We start from the raw sequence: 14,963 nt of genomic DNA, 5'->3' as shown, positions 1-14,963 counted from the left end.
TCTCCCTCCGAACGCCGTGAAGGCCTCCCCGGGCAGGCCGGGGAGGCCTTCACGAAACGGTACAGAAATCACGCGGCGGGCTTGAGGTCCCCCGGGTAGAGGTACTGGTCGGACGGCTTGCCGGAGCCGTAGATCCAGGCGTCGAAGAAGCCCTGCAGATCCTTGTGCGACACGGATTCGCAGTACTTCTGGAACTCCTGCATGCTCGCGTTGCCGTTGCGGTGCAACGAGTTCCACGTCTTGAGCACCTTGTCGAACGCGGCCTCGCCCATGTACTTGCTCAGGGCGTGCAGCGCGACCGGGCCCTTGGAGTACACGTAGGTGAACTCGTTGCCCGGGCCCATGTCGTAGAGCTTGCCGTTCCAGAACCGGTCGGACGCCGTGGCGACCTGCTGCCGGTACTGGTCGTCGAGGTTCACGCCGTTCTTGGCCTCGTCCCACAGCCATTCGGCGTAGGAGGCGAAGCACTCGTTGAGGCAGACGTCCTTCCAGTGGTCCACGGCCACGGTGTCGCCGTACCACTGGTGGGCGTTCTCGTGCACGATCGTGTCGACGTTGCCCGCGCGGCCGGAGTAGATCGGCCGGCTCAGGGTCTCCAGCGAGAACCCGATGGGCTCGGCCAGGTAGATGCCGCCGGCGGCGTCCACGGGGTACTTGCCGAACTTCGACTCCAGGAAGTCGAGGATCTCCGGCAGCCGCGCGTCGGCCTGCTTGGTCGAATCGGGCGTGCCGGGCGCGAACGCGCTGACGATCGGCGTGCCGTCCTTGCGCTTGCGCTTGTCGAACGTCCACTTGTCGATGGCGACCGTGGTCATGTACGGCGCGGCGGGCGTGGTCTCGGCCCACGTGTGCGTGGTGCCCTTCGCCGTCTTGTGCGTGCCCAGCTCACGGCCGTTCGCGATCACGCCCCAGTCGTTCGGGACGGTGATGGCGAGGTGGAAGGTCGCCTTGTCGCGCGGGGTGTCGTTCACCGGGTACCACGTGCTGGCCGACTTCGGCTCGCCGGCGACGAAGGCGCCGCCGGTCTTGGCGTACTGCCAGCCGTTGTTGCCCAGCGACGGGTCGCTGATCGGGGCGGGCACGCCGTGGTAGGTGATCACGGTGCGGAACGGCAGGCCGCGCAGCAGCGGGAGCAGCGGCGTGATCGTGAGCTCGTGGTCGCCGCTGCGGGTGAACTTGGCCTTGAGGCCGTTGACCTTCACCGAGTCGACGGTGAGGCCGTTGAGGTCGAGGTTGAACGAGCTCAGCGTCTGGGTGGCCCGTGCGCTGATCGTCTGCACGCCGGTCAGCTGGTGGCTGTCCGGCGCGTAGGTCACGGCGAGGTCGTAGTCGGCGACGTCGTAGCCGCCGTTGCCGTCCTGCGGGTAGTAGCTGTCGCCGGCTCCGTCGGCACCCGGTGTGCCCCAGCCGTACCCGTCCTGCCCCGCGGAGGCGATGCCGCCGCCCAGGCTCAGCGCGGCCAGCGTGGCGACGACCGTTACTGCCGGGCGACGCCAGCGGTGCTGCAGTCTCATGAACGCTCCTGTCTGCTGCTCGGGAAACCGTTTGCAACGTATCGCCGCGAAGGGCTGTTGATGGCGACTGATGGTGTTTTGTCCTGAAAGTCCACACTTACGTCGGTTCCCCGGCGGCCGTTCGGACCCGCCCTCAGCATCCGTCTGGAAAGCTGGTGGCATGCGCGTGGCGCTGCTGGGTCCGCTGCGGGCGGCCTGCGAGGACGGCACCCCGGTGGACATCGGCGGTGCGCGTCTTCGCATGCTCTTGGCCCGCCTCGCGCTCGACGCCGGCCGCGCGGTGCCGGCCGAGGTGCTCATCGACGGCCTGTGGGGCACCGAGCCGCCCGCCGACGCCGCCAACGCGCTGCAGTCGCTGGTCTCGCGCCTGCGCCGCGCGCTGCGGCCGGCCGGGGCCGAGCTCGAGTCCGGCGCGGGTGGCTACCGGCTCGCGCTGACCGCGGACGCCGTGGACGCGCACCGGTTCGAACGACTCGCCGCCGAGGGCCGCCGGGAGCTTTCGGCGGGCCGCGACTCGCGTGCGGCCGAGCTGCTGCGCACTGCTCTGGACCTCTGGCACGGCGCCGCGCTGGCGGACGTGCTCGACGCGCCGTTCGCCGCCGCGCCCGCGACCCGGCTGGAGGAGCTGCGCACGGAGGCCGCCGAGGACCGCTTCGACGCCGAGCTGCGCCTGGGCCGCCAAGCCGACGTGCTCGCCGATCTCACCGCGGCCGCCGAGGCCCACCCGTTGCGTGAGCGGCTCGCCGGTCTGCGCATCCGGGCGTTGTGCTCGGTCGGCCGTCAGGCGGACGCGCTCGCCGCGTACAGCGCGATCCGCGCGACGCTGGCCGACGAGCTGGGCGTGGACCCGTCGGCCGAGCTGCAGGAGATCCACCTGCAGGCCCTGCGTGGTGAGCTCGCGCCCGCCGCGCCGGTCACCGACCGGCTGCCGGTGCGCCTCACGAGCTTCGTCGGCCGCGGCGACGAGCTGAAGCAGCTGTCCGAGCTGCTCGACGGCTCCCGGCTCGTCACGCTCGTCGGCCCGGGTGGCGCGGGCAAGACGCGCCTGGCGACCGAGGCTGCGGCGCGCCACCCCGCGCACGGGCCCGGGCGGGTCTGGTTCGTGCCACTCGCCGGCGTCCGCGACGCCGACGACGTGCTGGGCGCGCTGCTCACCGCGCTGGAGATCCGCGACCTGCGCGCGAGCGAGGCCGAGGTGCGCCGGCGGCCGACGGATCTGATCGAGCACGCCGTCGAGGCCCTCGCCGGCAGCGAAGCCCTGCTGGTGCTGGACAACTGCGAGCACATCATCGAGGTCGCCGCGCAGCTGGCCGACGATCTGCTGCGCCGCCTGCCCGCGCTGCGCATCCTGGCCACCAGCCGCGAGCCGCTCGCGATCACCGGCGAGGCCCTGTGCCCGCTCGGCCCGCTGCCCGTGCCTGCCGAGACCACGCCGCCGGGCGAGGTGGGCGCGCTCGACTCGGCGCGGCTGTTCCTCGACCGGGCCATCGCCGTGCGCCCCGACTTCACGCTCAATGAATCCACAGTGGACGCCGTGACGCAGATCTGCCGCCGGCTCGACGGCATGCCGCTGGCGCTGGAGCTGGCCGCGGCGCGCCTGCGGTCGATGCCGGTCGCGAGCATCGCCGAACGCCTCGACGACCGCTTCCGCCTGCTCACCTCCGGCAGCCGCACGGCCCTGCCCCGGCAACGGACCCTGCGGGCCGTCGTCGAATGGAGCTGGGACCTGCTCACCGACGCGGAGCTCGCACTGGCGCGGCGGCTCGCCGTGTTCGCCGCGACGTTCGACGAGGAAGCCGTGACAGCCGTCTGCGCCGACGAGGACCTGCTGCGCGCCGAAGACGTGGTGTACGTGCTGGGCTCGCTGGTCGAGAAATCCATTGTGGACACCGTTGGCGGCCGGTACCGCATGCTGGAGACACTGCGGGTGTACGCCACCGAGCGGCTCACGGCCTCGGGGGAGACCGAGCGGTTGCGCGCGGCCATGGTGCGCTACTTCGTCGACCTCGTCGAACGCACCGAGCCGCTCCTGCGCACCCGCGATCAGCTCACTGCGATCGAGGTCTTCGAGAACGACAACGACAACCTCACCGCCACCCTGCGCTCCGCCATCGAGTCGGAGGACGTCGATTCCTCCGCCCGCCTGCTCTACGGCATGTTCTGGTACCTGTCGATCCTGGGCCAGGGTGAACGCGCCGAGCGGTTCGTGGTCGACGTGCTGGCCTTCGGCGACCGCCTCGCACCCGACGTCGCGGCAGCCCTGCGGCTGAGCCAGATGATGATGCACATGATGACCGGGCCGCAGGCGATGGCGGGCGCTGCTGACCTGATCGAGGAGTGCGTGCGCACCGGCGCCGCCAACGGCAACCCGTGGCTCTCGCTCGCACTGCCGATGGTCGCCTTCCTCAGCGGTCACCGGGAACTGGCGCGGCGCGAAATCAAGCGCGCGATCGGCGGCGGGGACCCCTGGAGCCGCGCTGCCGCGCACTGGGCCGAGAGCTTCGTGCTCGCCGACGAGGGCGACCTGGACGGCTCCGCCCGAGCCCGCGAGGAAGCCCACGCCGGCTTCCTCGCGATCGGCGACCGCTGGGGCCTGGCGATGACGTTCAGCTTCCGCGCCATGAGCCTGTCTCAGCGCGGTGACCACGCCGGGGCGATCGCGGCGTACACCGAAGGACTGCGGCTGGCCCTGGAGCTGCGCTCGCAGGATGACGTCGTCCAGCAGTGGTGGCGTCTGGCCGTGGAGCGGTCGCGCGGTGGTGACCGCGACGGCGCCTGGCGGGAGCTGACGGCGGCCGAACGGTACGCGGAGAACAGCGGCAAACGAGAGCTGAGCCTGATCCTCCTGTTCGGCCGGCTCGAACTGCTCATCCGCGAGGGCCGGCTGGCCGAGGCCCGCACCGTCGGCGAGGCGATCCTGCGCGGACGGGACGACTGGCCCTTCCCGGGCAGCTTCGAGGACGAGTGGTTCGGCATGGTCCACGCCAGGATCGCGTTGGCGGAAGGAAAACCGGACGAGGCGCTGCCACACGCGGTGGCTGCCGTCCGGTCGGTCAGCGAGCGGATGGACATGCCCGATCTGGCCCAGCTCGCGGAGGTCGTCGCCCAGATCCGCTACGCGCAGGGCCGGCTCGAGACGGCGGCGCGCGTGCTCGCGCTGAGTGCCTTGATCCGCGGCGAGTTCGACCTCGGCAACCCGGAGGTGCTCGAGCTGATCGACGGGCTGCGGGAACGGCTGGGCGAGGACCGGTACGAGAAGCTCGTGGCGGCCACCCGGGCGCTGGACCGGGCCGACGGAATCGCCTGGCTCAGCGAGGAAATCGGCAGCTGACGAGCTCGGTCCCCTCCATCACCCCCGCGGTGAAGGGGACCGAGTGCCCCCATGTTCCTTTGTGGTCCTTTTGCGACAGTCGCTCAGACGCGGCGGCGGTAGGCCCAGGTCGCGAGCGGGAAGAACACCACCACGGCCCCGACCATCCACGCCAGCGCTCCGCCGAGCGGCCCGGCGACCGCGCCGCCGTTCATCAAGCCCCGCAACGCGTTGGCCATCAGGCTGACCGGGCTGATGTCCGCCCAGGACCGCAGCCACCCCGGCATCGTCGCGGTGGAGACGAACACGTTGCTGCCGAACGTGAGCGGCATGATGAACACGAACATCAGGCCCTGCGCGGCACCCGGCGACTTCATCAGCATCCCGACGAACACCGAGCCCCAGCAGAAGCACAACCCGAACGCGAGCACCAGCAGGATCGCGGCCAGGAACTGCATCGGGCCGGTCTCGATGCGGTAGCCCATCACCATAGCGACGACCATCAGCACGGCCAGGCACACGACGTAACGCACGAGGTCCGCCAGCACCGCGCCGACCAACGGCGCCGAGCGCGCGATCGGCATGCTGCGGAACCGGTCGAACACGCCCTTGGTGACGTCGGTGTTCAGCTGCACGCCCACGGTCAGGCTGGCCTGCAGGATGTTCATCACGACCAGGCCGGGGACCAGGCTCTGCAGGTAGTTCGAGATGGACCCGCCCAGCGCGTTGCCGAACAGGTAGGTGAACATCAGCAGGAAGATGATCGGCATCAGCGTCACATCGGCCAGTTGCTCAGGGTTCTTGCGGATCTTCAGGATTCCGCGCCAGGCCAGGGAAAGCGCGTGCTGCGTGCCTTTAACCGGGCTGATGCGGCGGGGCGGATCGAGCGCGAGCGTGGTGGTCACGCGAGGCTCCCTTCGAGCTGGGCGTCCGGAGTGGACGGTTCGGCGGAATGGCCGGTCAGTGCCAGGAACACCTCGTCGAGGCTCGGCAGTCGCAGCGCGAGCTCGTCGGAGGTGATGCCGGCCTCGTCGAGCTTGCGCACGAGCGTGGACAGCAGGACCGGGTCGGACACCGGCGCGGTGAGCAGGCCCGTGTCCTCGTCGCGCGTCGGCCGGACGCCGGTGACCTCGCCCAGGATGCGGGCCACGGCGTCGAGGTCGGTGAGTGACGTCGGGCGCACCTGCAGCGTCTGGCCGCCCACGCGGCGCTTGAGCTCGTCGGCGCGGCCGTCGGCGACGACGTGGCCGTGGTCGAACACGGTGATCTTGTCGGCCAGCTGGTCGGCTTCCTCCAGGTACTGCGTGGTGAGCAGCACCGTCGCGCCGTCGGCGACGAGGCCGCGGACCACGGCCCACACCTCGTTGCGGGCGTGCGGGTCGAGCCCGGTGGTGGGCTCGTCGAGGTAGAGCACCTCGGGCCGCCCGACGAGGCTCGCCGCGAGGTCGATCCGCCGGCGCATGCCGCCGGAGTAGGTGCGGATCGGGCGCTTGGCGGCGTCGGACAGCTCGAAGCGGTCCAGCAGCTCCTTCGCCCGGGCCTTGGCGTCGGCGCGCGACAGGTCGAGCAGCCGGCCGATCAGCACCAGGTTCTCGATGCCGTTGAGGTCCTCGTCGACCGACGCGTACTGGCCCGTGAGCCCGATCAGCGAACGCACCCGCACCGGGTCCTGCACCACGTCGAAGCCCCCGACCGTGGCGTGCCCGGCGTCGGGCTTGATGAGCGTGGCCAGGATGCGCACCGCCGTGGTCTTGCCCGCGCCGTTGGGCCCGAGCACCCCCACCACCTTGCCGAACGGGACCTCAAGATCCACCCCGTCCAGCGCCTTCGTCTCCCCGAACTGCTTGACCAGGCCCTCGGCCTTGATCGCAAACGACATGTGGTCCTCCTCCTGCTGTCGCCCTCCGAGCAACACAGTGGACGGCCGGCCTGTCAGGGCGCGCACAGCACGCTGACAGCGCCTGTCGCGGACCTGTCCTCCGCTGTCAGGAGTTGCGGAGGTGTTGTGGAGGTGCGGTGTCCGGGGCGCGCTCGCCCGGCCGGAGTCGGCATACTCGGCCCATGGTGATCAACGTCCAGGTGCGGGCGCGGCCACGGAACCGGCTGGTCACGGGCGTCTTGCTGCTGTTCGGCGTGCCCCTGGTGGCGGTCGCGGCGCTGCGCACGGTCGGGTACGACGGTGGCTGGTACACGCTGGTGCTGCTCGCGCTCACTCCGTACGCGGTCGTGTACGGAGCGCTGCTAGGCGGTGTTTCGCTGGTGCTGCGGCGGTGGTGGACCGGCGGAATCGCGCTGGCGCTGGCGATCCTGCTGGCCGTGTTCGTGGCGCCGCGCGTGATGGCCGACGAGCAACCGGCCGTGGCGGGCAAGTCGCTGCGTGTGATGTCGGCGAATCTGTACCTCGGTCACGCCGACGCCGCCACGATCGTGAAGCTGGTGCGCGACAACCGGGTCGACGTGCTGAACCTCGTGGAGATGACCTCGGCGGAAGTGTCCGCTTTGGACAAGGCGGGACTGTTCGGGCTGCTGCCGTACCGGGTGCTGCACGCGGCGCCGGGCGCGGACGGGTCGGGCATCGTGTCGCGCTACCCGCTCACCGAGGAGAACTACACGGGCGACTCCACCGCGAAGCAGCCCAGCGCGGAGGCCGACCTCGGCGGCGGCACGGTGGTGGAGCTCGTCGCCGTGCACCCGGAGTCGCCCGACACCGGCGTCGATCAGTGGGAGCGCGAGACGAAGGACCTTTCGCGCGCCGCCGGTGAGCACGGCCTGCGCATCCTGGCCGGCGACTTCAACGCGACCCTCGACCACGCCGCCCTGGCCACCGTGCTGTCGCGCGGCTACCACGACGCCGCCGACGAACGCGGCGACGGCCTGCAGCCGACGTGGCCCGCTGATGCCACGCCGCTGGTTACGCTGGACCACGTGCTGGTGGACAAGCGTGCGGCCGTCGAGGACTACCGGGTGTTCGACGTGCCCGGAACCGACCACCGTGCGGTTTACGCCGAGGTGCGGTTGCCGTGACGGTCTCGCTGCGTCCGGTCTCGGGCCCGGACGAATACCCGGAGCTGCTGGCGATCTGGCGCAGTGCGGTCGAGGCGACTCATGATTTCCTGACCGCCGACGATGTCTCGTTCTACGCTGAGCGGGTGCCGGGGTACTTCCCGCAGGTGGAGCTGACGGTGGCCACTGTGGACGGTGCTGCCGCCGGGTTTTCCGGGATCGCTTCCGGGAGCTTGGAAATGCTGTTCGTGCGCGCCGATCACCGTGGTTCGGGGGTTGGGTCCGCGCTTCTGCGAGCGGCTCTGGCGGAGTTTCCTTCGCTGACGCTGGACGTGAACGAGCAGAACCCGCAAGCGCTCGGCTTCTACCTGCACCACGGGTTCGTGATCGCCGGTCGCTCGGCGACGGACTCCGAGGGCAGGCCCTTCCCGTTGCTGCACCTCAGGCGAGCTTGAGCAACGTCTCCAGCGCGCCGGCCGCGATCGACACGCCGCGGCCGTGGCGGATCCGCGGCTCGCGCGGGTTGATGCGCACGAGCGCGCCCGTCGCGGCGCTGGCCAGCTCGGCGTAGCGGCGGACGGTCGGCACGGCCTGGCCCGCGCCGAGTTCGACCACGGTGAGGTCGCGCTGGTCGCGGCGCCACGCGGTGAGCTCGTCGAGCTGGGCCTGGCTGCGCGCCGGGACCCACTCGAAGTCGCCGAACATCAGGATGTTGGGCCGGGCGAGGCCGCCGCAGCCAGGGCAGCTCGGCAATGGCGGGCGGGCGCGCATCGTCGTGTCGTCGAGGTCGACGTGGACGTCGGTGGCCGGCCAGATGTCGTCCGTGCAGCCGTCGAGGCACTGCAGGTGATGGATGGACCCGTGGGCCTCGGCGACGTGGCCGAAGCCCGCGACCTGGAACTGGCCGTCCACATTGGACGTGAAGACGCGGACGCCGCCGGGCTTCTTCTCGCCCCATTCGCGCAGCAGCTCGAAACCCCGGTGTGGCACCGTCTTCCGGTACAGGTCGAGTCGGTGGCCGTAGAAGCCCCAGGCCAGCTCGGGGTCGTCGGCGAAGTGGCGCGGGTCGGCCAGCTCCTCGAAGCTGAGGCCGAGCCCGGCGTACGGCGGGTACGCGCGCCAGAAGCCTTCGTCGCCGCGAAAATCGGGCAGGCCGGAGTCGACGCCCATCCCGGCGCCGGCGCACACGAGCAGCGCGCCGGCACCGTGGATCAGTTCGGCCGCGCGGGCGAGGTCGTCACTCACCCGGCTTCGAAGCCTGGACGACCTCGAACTCGAGCAGGCTCGCACCGGACGACACCGGCTTCGCGCGCTCGCCCGCGTGGGCCTCGCGCGCCGGGCCGGCCGCCCACGCCTGGTAGTGCTCCTCCGACTCCCACTTCGTGTAGACGAAGTAGCGCGTCTCGCCGGAAACCGGGCGGAGGAGCTCGAAGCCGAGGAACCCGGCCTGGCTGTCGACGGCGTGCAGCCGCGCGGCGAACCGCTTCTCCAGCTCGGGGCCGGCGCCTTCGGGGACCTCGATCGCGTTGATCTTCACCACTGCCATGCCTCCAGCCTACTTCCGTCTGCCGTCCGAGAAAGTGGTAGTAACTGTCAAATAGTTGTGACTATCATGTTGGGGTAGACATTCGTGAACGGGGGCACACCATGCGGGTTCTGATCTCGGGGGCGAGCATCGCCGGTCCGGCGCTGGCGTTCTGGCTGCACCGCTACGGCATCGAGGCGACGCTGGTCGAGCGCGCGCCCGCGCCGCGGCCGGGCGGGCAGGCCGTGGACCTGCGCGGCGTGGGGAAAGTCGCCGCGGAGCGGATGGGCCTGCTGGAGAACATCCGCGCCGCCTGCACCGACACCGGCGGCCTGTCCCTCGTCGACGGCAGCGGGCGGCGCCGCGCCACCCTCACCGTCGACCAGTTCGGCGGTGACGGCCCGATCGCGGAAATCGAAATCCTCCGCGGCGACATCGCTCGCGTCCTGCGGGAGGCCACGCAGTGCGAGTACCGCTACGGCGATCGAGTCGTCGCTGTGGCCGAGCGGTCCGACGGCGTCCACGTCACGTTCGAATCCGGCGCCCCGCGGGTCTTCGACGCGATGATCGGCGCCGATGGCCTCCACTCCGGCGTCCGATCGCTGCTTTTCGGTGACGTGCCGTTGCAGCACCTGGGCCGCTACCTGGCGTTCTGGACCGCGCGCAACCACCTGGGCCTGGAGAACTGGTCGCTGGTGCACAACGCGCCGGGGCGCAGCATCGGCGTCCGCACGATCAACTCGAACCAGGCTTTCATGGCCTTCGCGTCGTTCCACTCCGAGGACCTGCACCACGACTACCGGGACATCGCCTGGCAGAAGTCGTTGGTGCGCTCGCGGCTGTCCGGCCTGGGCTGGGAGACGGCGGAACTGGTGTCCCAGATCGAGGACGCCGCCGACTTCTACTTCGACTCCGTCAGCCAGGTCCACCTCCCGTCGTGGTCTCGCGGCCGTGTCGGCTTGCTCGGTGACGCCGCCTTCTGCGCCTCACCCTCGTCGGGCCAGGGCACCAGCCTGGCCCTCGTCGGCGCCTACGTCCTGGCCGGCGAACTCGCGGCCGCGCCGGATGTCCCGTCGGCCCTGGCCGCGTACGAGAACCGCCTCCGCCCATGGGTCTCGGCCAACCAGAAGATGGGCCGCACCAACGCCCGCGCCGGCTCTCCCTCGAGCGCCCTCGGCGTCCGCCTCCAGCAGCTCGGCATGCGCCTCCTGCCGCACCTGCCGGAGCGCCTGCTGTTCGGCTCGATGCTCGCGGTGCTCAACGGCTTCGAGCTGCCGGACTACTCGCGGTACCTGACGTCGGTGGCCTGACTGGGCGATTCGTGTCACTCTGGGGTGCATGGGGGAAGATCACGAAGCACTCGCACGCGACCTGCAGCGCATCATCAAAGCCACGGCCGACGCGGTCGGGTCGCCGCAGGCCAACGAGCTGATCGACCGCGTCACCGGGCACCTCGGGGTACCGCTGACGCAGGCGCTGGTGGTGACGCGCAACTACGAGGACTGGGAGCACGCCAACATCCAGGCGGGCGTCGACGCGTACCTGGCCGAGCACGGCGTGCAGACGGACTGGTTCGGGATCGCCGGCGGGCAGCGCGGCCACGAGGACCTGGTGGGCATGCTGTTCGCCGCGCGGAACCACCAGCTGTACGAGCTGGGGGCGGTCGACTACACGACCGCGACGATCGGGCCCGACGCGGCGGCGGAGGTCGTGCAGCTGGGGCTGGTGGGGACGGCGTCGCCCGACGGGACGCCGGTGATCATCGGCGTGCGGGGCACGAACCAGCAGTACGGGCAGATGTACTGCCGCCTGGAGGTGATCGCCGGGGAGCGCGCCGCGACGACGGCCACGCGCGATCGCATCGAGCAGCTGATCGCGGAGCACGACGTGTTGCGCGGCCACGTGCTGGCGTTCGGCGTGAGCGAGCACCGCGGCAACGAGCTGCTCACCTTCCTGCCCCGGCCCGCGATCGGGCCGGAGGAGGTGGTGCTGCCCGAAGGCGTGCTCGACGCGGTCGAACGGCACACGCTGGGCATCGCGGAGCACGGCGAACGCCTGCTGGCGGCCGGCCAGCACCTCAAGCGTGGTGTGCTGCTGCACGGCCCGCCCGGCACCGGGAAGACGCACACCGTCCGCTACCTCATGGGACGGCTGCCCGGCAGTACGGTCATCATCCTCACCGGCTCGGCGATGCGGTTCGTCTCGAAGGCCGCCACGCTCGCGCGCCGGCTGCAGCCCAGCGTCGTCGTGCTGGAGGACGTCGACCTCATCGCCGAGGACCGCGACCACTCCCGCGGCGGCACGCCGCTGCTGTTCAGCCTGCTCGACGCCATGGACGGCGTCGGCGGAGACGCCGACGTCACGTTCCTCCTCACCACCAACCGCGCGGGTGACCTGGAGAAGGCGCTGGCCGACCGGCCGGGCCGCGTGGACCTCGCCGTCGAGATCCCGCTGCCCGACGCCGCCGGCCGCACCGCGTTGCTCGAGCTGTACTCCCGCGGCCTGAAGGTGACGGCCGACCTCGCGCCGATCGTCGAAGCCACCGAAGGCGTCACGGCGTCCTTCGTGAAGGAACTCCTCCGCCGCGCGGCGCTGCGCAGCCTCGCCGCTGATCCGGACGGAGAAGTGGTGGTCGGCGACGCCGAGCTGGGCGGCGCACTGGCCGAGATGACGGACGCGCGCAATGCGCTGACCAGGTCACTCCTGGGTGCCTCGGCTCAGGGCCGGAGCGTGCCCGGGTAGAGGTCCGCGTCCGACGGGAGCTTCGCCGTGCGGAACCAGTCGTCCAGGAAGGGCGTCAGGTCCTGGCCGGCCAGGCGGTTCACCAGTTTCGTGAAGTCGGCCCACGTGGCGTTGGCGTGGCGGTGCTCGGCGGGCCAGTCGCGCAGCAGGGTGGAGAACGGGCCGTCGCCCATGCGGCGGCGCAGGGCGTGCAGGGCGAGGATGCCCTTGTCGTACACAGCCTCGAACTCGTGGCCGGGGCCCGGGTCGACGAGCTTGCGGTTCCAGAAGTCCGTGCTGGCGTGGGTGATCTCGAGTGCCGCGCGGTAGCGGTCGTCGAGGTTCTGGCCCTCGCGTTCGGACCAGAGCCACTGCGCGTACGACGCGAAGCACTCGTTGAGGCAGACGTCCGACCACGAGTCGAGCGACACGGAGTCGCCGAACCACTGGTGGGCGTTCTCGTGCACGAGGGTGAGGACGTCGGCCCACTTCGCGTACGTCGGGCGCGTCTGCGTCTCCAGCGAGAAGTGGATGTCCTCCGCGAGATAGATGCCGCCGGCGGCGCTTTGCGGGTACGGGCCGAACTTGCTGCTCAGGAAGGCCAGGATGTCCGGCAGCCGGTCGCCGCTGACCTCGAGCGACTCGGCGCCCGGCGCGTAGGCCGACACGACGGGCGTGCCGTCGGGTAGTGAAGTGCGCTTCACCGTGAACTTGTCGATCGCGATCGTTGTGAGGTAGCTGGCGACGGGGTTCGGCTCGGTCCACGTGGTGGTGGTCTTGCCGCCGGCCGAAGAACTGCTCTGCTCACGGCCGCCTGCGATCACCGTCCAGCCGTCCGGTACGTGCGCGGTCACGCTGAACGTCGCCTTGTCGCGCGGGGTTTCGTTCACCGGGTACCAGAACGCCGCCGAATGCGGCTCGCCCACCATGAACGCGCCGCCGTCGGCCGAGCGGCTCCAGCCGGTCTCACTGCCTCCGTCGTGCTCGGTCTTCGACGGGTCGCCGGAGTACCGCACGCGGGTGCGATACGTCGTGCCCGCGCGCAAGGGCTGCGGTGGCGTGATCACCAGCTCGAAGTCCTTCTCCCGGCTGAACTTCGCGGGTTTCCCGTCGACCTCGACCGACGCCACGTCGAGCCCCCGCAGGTCCAGGTTGAACCGGCTGAGGTCCTGCGTGGCCTTCGCGGTCACGGTCGTGTCGCCGTCGAGGTGGCCGCTCGCGGGGTCGTAGCCGACGTCGACGTGGTAGTCGAGCGCGTCGTAACCGCCGTTGCCGTCCTCGGGGTAATACGGATCGCCCGCGCCGCTCGCCCCAGCGGACGGATGCAGCGGTGCGGTGTCCGGATTGTCCGCACTGCACGCGGACAGCGCGAGCACACCGGCGAGGGCGACGGCGAAGGTTCGGTGGCTGCGCATCACTTCACCCTAGGTGCTCGGATGTGATTGGCTACCGGACGAACCAGCGGGAGGTACGGTGCGACCTGGGCTGATCCACTTCGGCGGCGACGACACCACGGGCGTGTCGGTGCTCCTGCTGCACGGCTTGATGGGCCGCGCCCGCACGTGGTGGCCCGTCGCCCAATGGCTCAAGCCCTACGGCTCCGTCCACGCCCTCGACGCCCGCGGTCACGGGCGCGCGCCGCACACCGGCCCGTGGACCACCGAGCAGTTCGCCGAAGACATCGCCGAAGTGCTCGCCGAGCTCGGCCCGTCCGTGCTGATCGGTCACTCCATGGGCGGCCTCCACGCCTGGGCCACGGCGGCGAAATACCCCGAGCTCGTCCGCGGAGTCGTCAGCGAGGACTTCGCACCCGATCAGCGCGGCCGCACCGTCGAGACCTGGCGCGGCTACTTCGACAGCTGGCCGGTGCCGTTCGAATCCCTCGCCCACGTCCGCGAATTCTTCGGCACGGCGGGGGACTACTTCACCGAATGCGTCGAGGAACGCGAAGACGGCTACCACCTGATCGCGAACCTGGAGGACCTCTACGAGATCGCCGCCGAATGGGGCCGCCGCGACTACTGGTCCTTTGTGGACGCGATCCGATGCCCGCTGCTGATCGTCGAAGGCGAACACACCGCCATGCCCGAAGGCCGGCAAGCGCAAGTCGCCGCGCGGGTGCCGGGCGCGAAACACCTCGTCGTCCCCGGCTCCGCGCACCTGCCCCACGCCGAGGCGCCGCAGATCTACCGCGGCGCCGTGGAGGCGTTCCTCTCCGGATTTTCCGGCTTGCCCGGCTGACCACTTTTCGCGGGTAGAAATGGCGGTCGCTCGCTGTCGATCACCAATAGTACGTTTGGGTGACTAATCGATGGCGGGGAAGGTCACGATGGGACAGCTCGACGGCAAGACCGCTGTGGTGACCGGCGATTCGACGGGAATCGGGTTGGCCACGGCCCGTCGATTCGCGGAAGAAGGGCCCACGTTTACGTCACGGGCCGGAGGCAGGAGCAGCTCGACGCCGCCGTCGCGGCCATCGGCGCGCAAGCGACCGGGGTGCAAGGGGACATTGCCGAGCAGGCCGACCTCGACCGGCTCTACGAGAAGATCGCCGCGGACGGCCGTCGTATCGACGTGTTGTTCGCGAACGCCGGCGTCGGCGAGATCGTGCCCCTCGCGGAGATGACGGAAAGCACCTTGACTACATCCTTGACGTGAACGTCAAGGGAACTGTCTTCACTGTCAAGAAAGCGCTGCCACTGCTGAACGACAACGCGGCCGTGAGCCTCACCGCGTCGATCTCGACAGTCGAGGGTATTGAGGGCTTAGAGCGTGTCTCAGTAGGGGTTTGGCTCGTCTTGGTGGATGATCTTGGGTTGTGGATGATCTGTCTCGGCGGCTGGTGCCGGATGAGTTGTGGGCGCTCGCGGAGCCGCTGATTCCGGAGCAC

The 14,963-nt window shown here is 70.4% G+C and carries 14 protein-coding genes; 8 read left to right on the top strand and 6 right to left on the bottom strand.

Annotated features, from left to right (window positions below; translation table 11 throughout):
- Positions 1-68: 68 nt before the first annotated feature.
- Positions 69-1,514, bottom strand: coding sequence for a M1 family metallopeptidase (locus tag AB0K15_RS17775; protein ID WP_364050973.1), 1,446 nt, complete (start codon positions 1,512-1,514; stop codon positions 69-71).
- A 160-nt stretch (positions 1,515-1,674) separates the two neighbouring features.
- Between AB0K15_RS17775 and AB0K15_RS17770 the strand changes: the two genes are divergently transcribed.
- A complete protein-coding gene (locus AB0K15_RS17770) occupies positions 1,675-4,845 on the top strand; it encodes a BTAD domain-containing putative transcriptional regulator (protein ID WP_364050970.1) in 3,171 nt (1,056 codons plus the stop codon).
- An 83-nt stretch (positions 4,846-4,928) separates the two neighbouring features.
- On the opposite strand, the gene AB0K15_RS17765 is transcribed toward AB0K15_RS17770, so the two are convergent.
- Both AB0K15_RS17765 and AB0K15_RS17760 read right to left on the bottom strand, forming a co-directional pair.
- Positions 4,929-5,729, bottom strand: coding sequence for an ABC transporter permease (locus tag AB0K15_RS17765; protein WP_364050967.1), 801 nt, complete (start codon positions 5,727-5,729; stop codon positions 4,929-4,931).
- Positions 5,726-6,703: an ATP-binding cassette domain-containing protein gene (locus AB0K15_RS17760; RefSeq protein WP_364050964.1), complete on the bottom strand. Its 978-nt coding sequence runs from the start codon at positions 6,701-6,703 to the stop codon at positions 5,726-5,728. The genes AB0K15_RS17765 and AB0K15_RS17760 overlap by 4 nt, the downstream gene beginning before the upstream one ends.
- Before the next feature lie 182 nt (positions 6,704-6,885).
- Here AB0K15_RS17760 and AB0K15_RS17755 point away from each other — a divergent pair, with 182 nt between their 5' ends.
- Positions 6,886-7,848, top strand: a complete 963-nt coding sequence (locus AB0K15_RS17755; protein ID WP_364050961.1) for an endonuclease/exonuclease/phosphatase family protein — start codon at positions 6,886-6,888, stop codon at positions 7,846-7,848.
- Positions 7,845-8,282, top strand: coding sequence for an acetyltransferase (locus AB0K15_RS17750; protein ID WP_364050958.1), 438 nt, complete (start codon positions 7,845-7,847; stop codon positions 8,280-8,282). The genes AB0K15_RS17755 and AB0K15_RS17750 overlap by 4 nt, the downstream gene beginning before the upstream one ends.
- On the opposite strand, the gene AB0K15_RS17745 is transcribed toward AB0K15_RS17750, so the two are convergent.
- On the bottom strand, positions 8,269-9,072 hold the full coding sequence (locus AB0K15_RS17745; RefSeq protein ID WP_364050955.1) for a Sir2 family NAD-dependent protein deacetylase: 804 nt from the start codon (positions 9,070-9,072) through the stop codon (positions 8,269-8,271). The two genes, AB0K15_RS17750 and AB0K15_RS17745, sit on opposite strands and share 14 nt — an antisense overlap.
- Positions 9,065-9,373 carry an antibiotic biosynthesis monooxygenase gene (locus tag AB0K15_RS17740; RefSeq protein WP_220244783.1) on the bottom strand — a complete coding sequence of 103 codons (309 nt, stop codon included), beginning with the start codon at positions 9,371-9,373 and terminating at the stop codon, positions 9,065-9,067. Before AB0K15_RS17740 ends, AB0K15_RS17745 begins: the two co-directional genes overlap by 8 nt.
- 101 nt (positions 9,374-9,474) lie before the next feature.
- Here AB0K15_RS17740 and AB0K15_RS17735 point away from each other — a divergent pair, with 101 nt between their 5' ends.
- Together AB0K15_RS17735 and AB0K15_RS17730 are read left to right on the top strand one after the other, a co-directional pair.
- Entirely contained in the window at positions 9,475-10,662 is a 1,188-nt protein-coding gene (locus AB0K15_RS17735; protein ID WP_364050952.1) for an FAD-dependent monooxygenase, read from the top strand.
- Positions 10,663-10,690: 28 nt separating this feature from the next.
- A complete protein-coding gene (locus AB0K15_RS17730; RefSeq protein ID WP_364050949.1) occupies positions 10,691-12,094 on the top strand; it encodes an ATP-binding protein in 1,404 nt (467 codons plus the stop codon).
- On the opposite strand, the gene AB0K15_RS17725 is transcribed toward AB0K15_RS17730, so the two are convergent.
- Complete coding sequence (locus tag AB0K15_RS17725; protein ID WP_364050946.1) at positions 12,070-13,488, bottom strand: M1 family metallopeptidase; 1,419 nt, start codon at positions 13,486-13,488, stop codon at positions 12,070-12,072. The genes AB0K15_RS17730 and AB0K15_RS17725 overlap by 25 nt on opposite strands.
- A gap of 70 nt (positions 13,489-13,558) precedes the next feature.
- On the opposite strand from AB0K15_RS17725, the gene AB0K15_RS17720 reads away from it, so the two are divergent.
- The 3 genes from AB0K15_RS17720 (at position 13,559) to AB0K15_RS17710 (ending at position 14,952) form a co-directional block, all read left to right on the top strand.
- Positions 13,559-14,314: an alpha/beta hydrolase gene (locus tag AB0K15_RS17720; protein ID WP_364051937.1), complete on the top strand. Its 756-nt coding sequence runs from the start codon at positions 13,559-13,561 to the stop codon at positions 14,312-14,314.
- A 66-nt stretch (positions 14,315-14,380) separates the two neighbouring features.
- A complete protein-coding gene (locus tag AB0K15_RS17715) occupies positions 14,381-14,731 on the top strand; it encodes an SDR family NAD(P)-dependent oxidoreductase (protein ID WP_364051934.1) in 351 nt (116 codons plus the stop codon).
- Entirely contained in the window at positions 14,728-14,952 is a 225-nt protein-coding gene (locus tag AB0K15_RS17710) for a hypothetical protein (protein WP_364050943.1), read from the top strand. The genes AB0K15_RS17715 and AB0K15_RS17710 overlap by 4 nt, the downstream gene beginning before the upstream one ends.
- The last annotated feature ends 11 nt before the right edge of the window (positions 14,953-14,963 follow it).

It is taken from the genome of Amycolatopsis sp. NPDC049253, from assembly GCF_040678995.1.
GTDB lineage: Bacteria > Actinomycetota > Actinomycetes > Mycobacteriales > Pseudonocardiaceae > Amycolatopsis.
The sequence above is the reverse complement of the archived record's forward strand: the minus strand, read 5'-3'. Positions and strand labels throughout refer to the sequence as shown.

What these genes read in the sequence shown, in the direction of transcription:
- AB0K15_RS17725 (WP_364050946.1), bottom strand. Translation starts at nt 13,488, where the DNA reads ATGCGCAGCCACCGAACCTTCGCCGTCGCCCTCGCCGGTGTGCTCGCG.
- AB0K15_RS17740 (WP_220244783.1), bottom strand. Translation starts at nt 9,373, where the DNA reads ATGGCAGTGGTGAAGATCAACGCGATCGAGGTCCCCGAAGGCGCCGGC.
- AB0K15_RS17755 (WP_364050961.1), top strand. Translation starts at nt 6,886, where the DNA reads ATGGTGATCAACGTCCAGGTGCGGGCGCGGCCACGGAACCGGCTGGTC.
- AB0K15_RS17775 (WP_364050973.1), bottom strand. Translation starts at nt 1,514, where the DNA reads ATGAGACTGCAGCACCGCTGGCGTCGCCCGGCAGTAACGGTCGTCGCC.
- AB0K15_RS17760 (WP_364050964.1), bottom strand. Translation starts at nt 6,703, where the DNA reads ATGTCGTTTGCGATCAAGGCCGAGGGCCTGGTCAAGCAGTTCGGGGAG.
- AB0K15_RS17730 (WP_364050949.1), top strand. Translation starts at nt 10,691, where the DNA reads ATGGGGGAAGATCACGAAGCACTCGCACGCGACCTGCAGCGCATCATC.
- AB0K15_RS17770 (WP_364050970.1), top strand. Translation starts at nt 1,675, where the DNA reads ATGCGCGTGGCGCTGCTGGGTCCGCTGCGGGCGGCCTGCGAGGACGGC.
- AB0K15_RS17735 (WP_364050952.1), top strand. Translation starts at nt 9,475, where the DNA reads ATGCGGGTTCTGATCTCGGGGGCGAGCATCGCCGGTCCGGCGCTGGCG.